7 protein-coding genes are annotated in these 10072 nt (G+C 39.8%); 5 read left to right on the top strand and 2 right to left on the bottom strand.

Annotation, left to right across the window (positions count from 1 at the left end):
* Positions 1–40: 40 nt before the first annotated feature.
* Positions 41–607, top strand: coding sequence for an RNA polymerase sigma factor (locus WC743_RS27870; protein WP_373016209.1), 567 nt, complete (start codon positions 41–43; stop codon positions 605–607).
* A gap of 31 nt (positions 608–638) precedes the next feature.
* Here WC743_RS27870 and WC743_RS27875 read toward each other — a convergent pair whose 3' ends face one another.
* Together WC743_RS27875 and WC743_RS27880 are read right to left on the bottom strand one after the other, a co-directional pair.
* Positions 639–2696: an alpha-amylase family protein gene (locus WC743_RS27875; RefSeq protein WP_373016832.1), complete on the bottom strand. Its 2058-nt coding sequence runs from the start codon at positions 2694–2696 to the stop codon at positions 639–641.
* A 103-nt stretch (positions 2697–2799) separates the two neighbouring features.
* Complete coding sequence (locus tag WC743_RS27880) at positions 2800–3411, bottom strand: YhcH/YjgK/YiaL family protein (RefSeq protein WP_373016833.1); 612 nt, start codon at positions 3409–3411, stop codon at positions 2800–2802.
* Positions 3412–3739: 328 nt separating this feature from the next.
* On the opposite strand from WC743_RS27880, the gene WC743_RS27885 reads away from it, so the two are divergent.
* The 4 genes from WC743_RS27885 to WC743_RS27900 form a co-directional block, all read left to right on the top strand.
* Complete coding sequence (locus WC743_RS27885; RefSeq protein WP_373016834.1) at positions 3740–4807, top strand: FecR family protein; 1068 nt, start codon at positions 3740–3742, stop codon at positions 4805–4807.
* A 245-nt stretch (positions 4808–5052) separates the two neighbouring features.
* The gene (locus tag WC743_RS27890; RefSeq protein ID WP_373016835.1) at positions 5053–8331 is read left to right on the top strand and encodes a SusC/RagA family TonB-linked outer membrane protein; all 3279 of its coding nucleotides are present in this window, start codon (positions 5053–5055) and stop codon (positions 8329–8331) included.
* A gap of 64 nt (positions 8332–8395) precedes the next feature.
* Positions 8396–9925: a SusD/RagB family nutrient-binding outer membrane lipoprotein gene (locus WC743_RS27895; protein ID WP_373016836.1), complete on the top strand. Its 1530-nt coding sequence runs from the start codon at positions 8396–8398 to the stop codon at positions 9923–9925.
* Between the two features lie 31 nt (positions 9926–9956).
* Positions 9957–10072 (top strand): twin-arginine translocation signal domain-containing protein (locus tag WC743_RS27900; RefSeq protein WP_373016837.1); only part of this gene is annotated, 116 nt, incomplete at its 3' end.

Below are 10072 nucleotides of genomic sequence, written 5' to 3' on the forward strand. Positions count from 1 at the left end.
AGAACTGAAATCAGTAAGTTTGGTTGCCAATATTTAACCTATGCTCAAGAAGTCTCCTTTCTTAGCAGAAGCTATTAAGGAGTTAGCTGTAAACAATAGCGAGACTGCTTATAAGATTCTGTTCAATCATTTGTTCCGTTCATTAATGCGGTTTTCGTTTTGCTTGCTTAAATCGCGTGAACTTGCCGAAGAAGTAGCCAGCGATGTTATGTTTATATTATGGGAACGACGTACCGAACTTGAAGTAATTAATAATGTTGATGCTTACGCTTTTATGATTGCGCGCAACCTGTCATTAAACATCCAAAAGAAAAATTCGAGATACGATAATGTTGGTTTAGAGGATATAGATATTGATCTTTTATTAAATAATGATAACCCGGAGCAGATCCTGATCAGTACAGAACTTAAGCAGAAAATACAAGAGAGTATTAACCAATTGCCGCCCAAAGCCAAGCTGGTATTTAAATTAATTAAGGAGGATGGCTTTAGTTATAAAGAAGTAGCCAAAATTTTAAATATCTCTGTAAAAACCGTTGATGCCCACCTGGTATCGGCACTCAAAAAAATAACCGTTATACTAAACAAAGAATTTAATTTGGTATAAACAGTTACTTTTCCCCATCAATATTTCATAACTACCTGTTGATAAGAACAGATTTAAAAGCATCAAGGTCTTTAACAGTAAAGTTAACATACCCGTCTTTCCAGGTAAAAGGTATAGGCAGCTGTGTGGTCATTGAAAGTACCTTTGCCGGTTTAAAGGCCGAAAGTACCTTAAAATGCAGGCCATAAACCGGGATCGGTTTAAAATAAGTAGCGCCGCTAAAACCTGTCAGGTTTATTAAATGCATTATCATTCCCTCATCTTTACCCTTGTTTTGCGGTATGTTTTTGGCATATTGCTGTAATATAACCTCCACACGTGCAGGCGCGTCTGTAACAACCTGTTGGGCAGCATTAGGGTATATGTGGTCAAGTGCATCTAAAAATATATTCTTATGCTCTTCGTACCCGTTTAAATAATACAATCGCCCAATATTAAAAGGCATGATTAAAGCCGAGCTAATCCCCTTTTTCTTAACAGCCATGGCAAAATTACCGATAGGCGTATGGCCTCCAATAATTTCAGGCGGGCCAGGCCTGCCTTTGCTTAATATAGGCAGGTATCTTTCATCGGCTGCGGTAAGGTCATACAGGCCAAGATTGTATCTAAGCGAAACCATTTTTTGTTTATTCAGTCGTTTAAAAAAACTGAGGGAATCAAGCTTAAGATAATTCCCGGCGCCATCGTAATCTTTGTTGATGATCTTTGCCCCAAATAAGCTCATAAGTGCTTCGGGGTTATCAAACATGGTGGTATTGGTGGCAATAATATTAGTACCACCCATAACAGCGGCCTTCAATGTGTTGATAGCGCCCGTGCTTAAATAGGTAATATCCGGCAGGATCAATACTTTATAGGATTTTATTTTATCGGGCAGGTTTTGGATCTGTAAATCGGTAATCACATCAAATTGAATGTGTGCTTCCTTTAACATCAGTTGCAGGCCGCGGTATTCCTGCATGGGCAGGCCGCTGGGCCATGTCCCGGGAGCTATCAGCGCTATTTTTGCAACGGAGGTATAGTTGCCAAAATAAGCTTCGTGCTTTTTGTGGAAACCATATATGGTTTTAATAACATCATAATTGCGTTCATCTTCATAACCGCGCATATCGCCCATCATGCTAATGTCAAGGCCAGATCCGTTTGCTATATTTTCATATAGGCGGATAGCCACTTCCTGCGGTTCAACAGCATTGTACCGTGATTGAAAGGAGATCTGTTGTATGCTGCCGTTGCTGATAATATGTGACGGAAAAGAGTTTGAGGCGTTGTTCACATTGTCTGAAGCCGTATAAGGCCAGTAAGGCAAACCACTGTTCGCCTGCGATTCGTGGCGGATAATATCTACGTAATTGTCGGTATAAGTACAAATAGCAACCTGCGGGTTTTTAGCTTTTACCAATTCATATAAATGCTTAGACCAATCATCACCGGTGAATTTTTTAAACTCCACATATTTCTGATAAGCCGGGTCGGCTTTGTTTTCTTCTTTAGGTAGCGTTAAGCCTTTACTATATTCAAAAAAGCGTTTTTTATCAAAGTCGTTTTGATCTATCCCCAGGTATTTACCCTCGTAAGCATTGTTTACCTGGTAGCCCGGCATGTTTAAAAATATGCCATCAACAGGAAAATTATCCATTACCTCGCTAATGATCTTAAAGGCGCGGTCCTGCACGTACGGCGCATTTATAGTTACCGCATACATATTTGTATTAATAAGCCTTTCGCCTTTTGGAGATATGTAGCACCAGTCGGGGTGGGCTTTAAATATGCTTTCGTGTACACGGCTAAAGTCAAACCGCACAATCACCTTAATATTATTCTGATGGCATTTTTTAACCACATCCGCAAGCATATTGTTGTTTTTCAGATACGGGTTAGTGTATTGAAAATCGAGCTTGGTTGGGTAAAACGCCATGATACCGCCTGCATTAATAATAAGCGTATTAGCCGAATTGGTGATCAGGTCTTTTACTAACAGGTCTGGATCTAAAGTAGCTGCTTCATAATCCGGTAAATTGGTTTGTATCACGCGCAAGTTATTGCGTTTCCACCATTGACCGGGCGCCGGAGATGGCTTTTGAGCCATTGCCGTAAAGCCAAAAAGTATAAAACAGATTAGTAAGCAACCCCTTTTGGCAGATGTTACAAGCAGCAATGGCTTCATAAAGAATGATGTAGTTTTGTGAGGATTAGTTTATAGCTTTTATTTTGAGCACAATCCTTTTGTCGGTATCAAAACCATCTGCCTTAAGGCCCGCGCGGTGCACTATACCAGGAAAAAATAATAGGATCTTACCCGGTTTAGCTAAATAAGATTTGCCTATAGTAGCTGTATAGTTAGCATTATCTGTTTTAGGATCATAGGGAATGGTAGGTGTTATTGTGCCGGGGGCAGCTTCCTGCATTGTTTCGCCGTCGGTAATTACGCATTGTATGTCTATGTAATTTTTATGGCTTTCCCATTTAACCTGTTCAAGTGTTTTTGTGGCTCCTTTAATAACAATGGCATATAAGCTATCACCAGCTATTAAGTGTTTTCCCGGTGATAGGGTATCCAGGTTTGTTGTAGTAAGATAGTTGAATGCTTTATCCCAAAGTTGCTTGTTACCGTTGTATTGCTTTGCAAAGGTTTCTTTATCTATCATTGGGTCGGGTACAATGGCTGTACCATTAAGCATGGCCTTATTTTTAAAAGCTTTTTTGAGCACTAAACCGGGTTGGGACTGGGCAGACGAATTTAGGGTAAGCAGTAAAACGGAAGCAAAAGATAAAAGCAGTGGGAAAAAGGATCTCTTTAACATAATGGTAGTTTCAAAAAGTAGATGAATTAGTTAATTGGCCGACAGTAAAGCTAACGCAAAATGCAACATGTTAAATCTATTATATTAACTAAATATTGTAATAATTTAACGACTGAAGGATGAACTAACCCCAATTTATCGGTGATTGTTATTTGTAAATAATTAATTAACAGGTTGTTATAGGGTCAATCGATACGTCTGATCCGACGACGTGGGCGCAGTTAAATGTCTCGCGGACATCTAAATAAAAAATATTTATTTTTTGACTAGGGAGTTATCTTCTTTTTATTGTCTTACTCATATAAACCAATTATAATACACTTCCTGAATGACGCCAAAAAGAACGGTAATTGAATTACTTGCGCTTAAACTATCAGGTGAAGCTACGCCCGCTGATCTTTCAGAATTGGAAGCCCTGATGGCGGAGAGCCCTGAATCTGTTTATCATGAGGAGTTATTAAAACAATTATTTGCCGGGAAAGAGGAGGAGGAAGAAGATCTTGACAACGAATACTATTACAATCTTCATCGCTTAAAATATCAGGATAAATTAGTTTTTGCCGAACAGAATGTAACTGCCTTTAATCACTTTAAAGTTAGCAAGTACCTTGTAGCGGCATGCAGTTTAATATTGATAACGATAATCACGGGTTTATTTGTCTATAAATCTAAAAACCAAGCCAGTACTACAGTTTATAATACCGAAGTAATTTCTGGCCAGGCTACGCGCAAAAGAGTGGTATTGCCAGACGGTACCCAGGTGTGGCTAAATTCAGACAGTAAACTGGCATATGATAAAGACATGACCAAACGCATTACCCGCAATGTGCATTTAACCGGTGAAGCGTTTTTTGATGTGACACATAATAAGAGCCATCCATTTATAATAACAACCGACAAGATCACCGTAAGGGTTTTAGGTACTGCTTTTAACATAAGAGCTTATGCTAAGGACAAAAAAACAGAAACAACCCTCATTAGAGGATCAATTGCCCTGACTGTAAATGACCGTAAAACAGAACCGGTTATTTTAAAACCCCACGAAAAGTTTGCACTTATTAATCATAAGCAAAAAGCAGGAACCTTACAGACAGTGGCTCCGGTAACCATGATGATAGAGCAGGTGTTGCCGGTTAAGTTAGCCGGAAAGGAGTATACAGAAGAGGTATCATGGGTTGATAATCAACTGGTTTTTAACAACGAAGTTTTTGAAGAACTTATACCAAAGCTGGAGCGCTGGTACAATGTGAAAATAAATATACAAAATGATAAAGTTGGCGCCTATCACTTTACAGGTCTTTTTATTCATGAAGATCTTAAGGGAGCGTTAACTGCACTGAAATCAGTTAAACCGTTTAATTTTAAAATCAAAGAGCATGACGTAACCATATACTAAAAACAAAGCGAAAAATGCGCCAACACTTTTCGCCTTGAACCTTCAAGCAGGCTTTTCCTGCTATTTCAGATTTTTAACTACTAAGACTCAAAATTATGAAAATTGATAAACTATGCAATAAAGTTTTATCTATTGAACTTCCATTTAAAATTTTACCTAAAAGGTTCATCCTAATGCTAAACTGGGTTATTATATTAACTTTTTTTATGTGCTTCAGAGTATCCGCTAATGGATATTCTCAGGGTGTGAAAGTAGATATAAACGTTCACCAGGTACAGCTTAAAAAAGCATTAGACGTTTTACAGCAAAAGGGTAAAATAAGATTACTGTACAGCGAAGAAGACCTTTCATTAGAAAAAGGCGTTTCGCTATCAGTAAAAAACACACCAGCTTTAGATGCATTGCAAATGCTGCTAAAAGATACCAAATTAAAATACCAGGTATTTGAAGATGGACTTGTAGCCATAGTTGCCCTAAAAACCGAAGCCATTGTTGATTTAACAATAAAAGGCCAGGTAAAAGATGCCACAGGCGAGGTGCTCACCGGTGTTGTTATTAAGGTAAAAGGCACCAATGTAGCTACCACTACAGATGCATTGGGAAACTACACGTTAAGGGTGCCCAATAAAGGTACGCTTGTAGTGTCTTACATAGGTTACCTGACCCAGGAGGTTGAAATTAACGATCTTACAACTATCAACATTACATTAAAAACAGATGTAAAATCAATTAGTGAGGTTGTAGTTACCGCTTTGGGTATCAAGAAAGAAAAGAAAGCATTAGGCTATTCTGTAAGTGAACTTAAAGGCGCGGAATTTACCGAAGCCAGAAGTGTTAACATAGCCAACTCCCTTTCCGGTAAGGTGGCAGGTTTAAATCTTACTGCCCCCGCCACAGGTGCAAACGGATCAACCCGTATCACCATTCGTGGTAATGGTTCAATATCGGGCAATAACCAACCGCTTATAGTGGTAGATGGTGTGCCTATTAATAATGATAATGCTCTTTTAGGGTCAACCGTATCAATCTCAAACGGTTCTTATGCGGGGTCTGACAGGGGCGATGGTATTTCCAGCATCAATCCAGACGAAATTGAATCGGTAAGTGTGCTTAAAGGAGCAACCGCTGCTGCATTATATGGTTCAAGGGCATCAAACGGAGCAATTTTATTCACTACCAAATCTGCAAAAGCAGGTAAAGCATTTGGCGTTGAGTTTAATGAGAACGCGGTAGTTGAAGACATTTTATACAAAGGCTTTAAAGACTATCAGTACGAGTACGGTAGTGGTACAGGCGGCGTTAAACCAACAACTATAGGTCAGGCTAAAACAGGCCGCTTTAGCTGGGGTGGTAAATTAGATGGTTCTGATGCCATGTTTTATGATGGTATTATGCGCCCATATGTAGCACAGAAAGATAACCTGAGTAAATTTTACAACATGGGGAGCTCTTTTTCAAGCTCATTCGCATTATCCGGCGCGACAGAAAATATAAAGTACCGCTTCTCTTATACCAGGCTTGATTATAAAGGCGTACTGCCAACCAATACACTTAAACGTGACAATTTTGCCCTAAACCTTAACGGAAACGTTGGCAAAAAGTTAACGTTTGTACTAAACACTAAGTACAGCGACGAAAAAAACCATAACAGGCCAAGGGTAAATGACTCACCGGGTAATGCCGCGTTTACTTTAGATGCCCTGCCAACTTCATTGGGTATTGATGTATTAAGACAATCTAAATACGATGCCAATGGTTATGAGCTGGCATGGTCTGATAATACCTTTACTACAAATCCTTTTTATGCGGTAGAAGACTTTAAGCAGGATGACAAGAAAAGAAGATTGATTGGTTCATTTGAACCTAAATATCAATTTACTGACTGGTTATACCTTAAAGGCCGTTTTGGTATCGATCATTTTAACTACGATAACAAAGGCATTGAACCTTACGGAACAGCTTATGAAATTCGTGGCGCTTACGCGGTAAACAAAAGAGATTTCACCGAAACCAACATGGAGCTTTTGTTAGGCGTTAATAAAGGCTTCGCGAAAGATTTCAATATAAACGCATTAGTAGCAGGTAACTTAATGAAACAGGTTACCAACGCGCAGGATTTTGGAGGCACAAATGCCTTTAACATTCCTTTCTTTTATGATATTTCTAACATCGACCCTACAGCACGTACCCTATCAGAAGCATATATTGAAAAACGGATCAACTCTGTTTACGGATCAGCGGAAATTTCTTACAAGAGTTTCTTGTATTTAAACGGTACTGCCCGTAACGATTGGTTCTCTTCATTAGCAAGAGGCAAAAATAGTTTATTGTACCCATCGGTAGGCTTAAGCTTTGTAGCTACAGATGCCTTCAGGATGCCGGATTTTATTGATTATTTAAAAGTAAGAACCTCCTGGGCGCAGTCTGGTGGCGATACGGATCCATACAACCTGTCGCTTTATTACCAGTTAAACGGTGCGCACCTAGGTTCGCCAACCGCTATAATCAGCAGTACACAGGTGCCTAATTCAAACCTGCAGCCTTTAACATCAACCACTTATGAGGCCGGTATAGAAACCCGCTTGTTTAAAAACAGGCTGTCTGTCGATTTAACTTTTTACAATCGTAAAACAACCAATGATATTGTTGGGGCAACTATCTCCAGTGCATCGGGCTTTAATACAGCCTTGTTCAATGTAGGTGCTATCAGCAATAAGGGTATCGAATTGTTGTTGGGTTTCTCTCCTGTTAAAAAGTCTAACTTTAGCTGGGATGCTTCCATCAACATGGGTTATAACAAAAGCGAAGTGCTTAGTTTATACGGCGACTTAACCACCCTGCGTGTTGACCAGGGCAGGTACGGTTCGGCATTTATCCAGCAAACCATTGGCTTACCTTACAGCCAGATAGTTGGTTTTGATTATAAAAGGGACGCGTCTGGTAACATAGTTTATGATAACGCTGGGTTACCACTACAAGGCGACCTTAAGAACTTTGGCAGCGGTGTATCTCCTTATCAAGTGGGTATAACCAATACATTCAGGTATAAAAGGATCAATTTAAGCTTCTTGGTTGATGGTAAGTTTGGCGGGTATATTTACTCGGGCTCTAATGCGTTTGCTTACCGTTTTGGTTTAGCTAAAGAAACCCTTGAAGGCCGTGATGGTGGTATAGTGGGTAAAGGTGTAAACCAGGCAGGCCAGCCAAATACAGTAGCGGCAGATGCACAAGCATATTGGGGTAACCTGTATAGCAAAATTGCTACGGTAAATGTTTTCTCATCAGATTTTATCAAGTTAAGGCAGGTAGTTTTAAACTACACCTTCCCAAACACAATGCTTAGAGGTACACCTATCAAGGACCTTTCTTTAGGCTTGGTTGGGCGTAACTTGTTTACACTGATGAAGAGGATCCCTAATATCGATCCTGAATCTACGTATAACAGTAGTAATGCTCAGGGACTTGAATATGCAGGTGCGCCGGTTACCAGAACAATTGGCTTAAACCTAAATGTAAAGTTCTAACAAATTTTTAACGGGTACCCAAATGATAAATAAACCTATCATTAACCCTCAAAAAACAACAGTCATGACAAAGAAAATTTCAATTATATTTTGCCTGGTAATATTGTTAGGATCTTGTACCAAAGATTTTCAAAAGATCAATATCGATCCCAACAAGCCATCAAATGTACCAATAGACTACCTGCTGGGCGAGTCTGAATTAATGGTAGCAGGCTCAAATGACGCTGGTGCAAAATCCTGGAGAGCAAATATAGCCAACTCAGCTTGTATCATACAGCAACTAGCATCAACAGACGCGGGTTTTTATGGTGGTAACTTTTATACAAGTGCCAGTAATACATTTACCGCGTATTTTGACGGTGCATATCCAAATGCGGTTAAAAGTTTGGTTAACGTAATTAACCTGGCAAAAGCAGATGCCAGGAACGTTAATATGCTATCAATGGCCCGCATTTTAAAAGTTATGGATTTCACCAAAATAACAGATCTGTATGGTGATGTTCCTTATTCTGAAGCAGGCAGGGCATTCCTTGATAACAACTTTACTCCTAAGTACGATGCCCAAAAGGATATCTATCTGGATATGCTTAAAGAATTGGATGAATCGGCTACGGCTTTAAATGCCACTGCATACGTTCCAACCAAGGCAGATTACATTTATGCGGGTGATGTTAACAAATGGAAAAGAGCTGCTTACACATTAATGCTGAGGTTGGCTTTACGGCTTCAAAAAGTTGATGAACCAACAGCGAAACTTTGGGCGGCCAAAGCGATTGCCGGCGGGCTTATCACCAGCAATGACGAAACCATTGCCGTAAAATATGATGCAACAGGCGCACAGCTTAACTCTAACCCAAACTCATGGATCTTTAACCCAAGCGGGCAAAACGTTGCCAATGTAAACGGTGCGCTTTGGTCAAAAACGCTTATTGATATGATGGTTAGCAGGCAGGATCCACGCATAAACATTATATCGGGCATTAAGAATGGCGATACAACAATTGTTAAGCAATTGGGGTTACCAAACGCTACAGATGCCAACGGTTTATCTAAACTGCCGGTTACTACGCTTGATAATTATTCGCGCCCGTCAGTCCCTATGATTGCGCTTGCAAATTCATGGGTTTATATGAGCTATGCCGAAGCTAAGCTATTGCTTGCCGAAGCTATAGAAAGAGGTTATGTAACCGGATCTGGCCTGGCAATTGATGCTTTTAAAGACGGACAATTAAACGCTTTAAAACAGGTATCTATTTACGGCTTAACACCAACAGCTCCCCGTATGGCAAATTACGCGGCCAAAAACCCGTATCCTGCTGCAGGCACGCTTGATGATAAAATGAAAGCCATCCATACCGAAATATATCTTTTGCATGCAGCCACTTTCAACCATATCGAAGCATGGGCAAACTGGAGAAGAACAGGTTACCCGGTATTGACAAATCTTACACCAACAGGTAATGAAACTAACGGAACTATTCCACGGCGCTTAAAATATCCTACAAGTGAGTATGGTGTAAACCCTAACATTAAGGATGCCATAAGCAGGCAGGGTGCCGATTTGTTTACTACCCGTGTTTGGTGGGATAAATAAAATTATTGATTACTAATTAAAAACGAAAGTTATGAATGAGAATCGAAGGGATTTTATTAAAAAGAGTGCTTCACTGGCGGCAGCTCTATCTGTAGGCGGAACTATTGTTTCGGCTGCAGATGTACGTGATGTGGTTCATCAAAAAAC

This window comes from Mucilaginibacter sp. (assembly GCF_041660805.1).
Taxonomy (GTDB): Bacteria; Bacteroidota; Bacteroidia; order Sphingobacteriales; family Sphingobacteriaceae; genus Mucilaginibacter.

What these genes read in the sequence shown, in the direction of transcription:
- WC743_RS27870 (WP_373016209.1), top strand. Translation starts at nt 41, where the DNA reads ATGCTCAAGAAGTCTCCTTTCTTAGCAGAAGCTATTAAGGAGTTAGCT.
- WC743_RS27875 (WP_373016832.1), bottom strand. Translation starts at nt 2,696, where the DNA reads ATGGCTCAAAAGCCATCTCCGGCGCCCGGTCAATGGTGGAAACGCAAT.
- WC743_RS27880 (WP_373016833.1), bottom strand. Translation starts at nt 3,411, where the DNA reads ATGTTAAAGAGATCCTTTTTCCCACTGCTTTTATCTTTTGCTTCCGTT.
- WC743_RS27885 (WP_373016834.1), top strand. Translation starts at nt 3,740, where the DNA reads ATGACGCCAAAAAGAACGGTAATTGAATTACTTGCGCTTAAACTATCA.
- WC743_RS27895 (WP_373016836.1), top strand. Translation starts at nt 8,396, where the DNA reads ATGACAAAGAAAATTTCAATTATATTTTGCCTGGTAATATTGTTAGGA.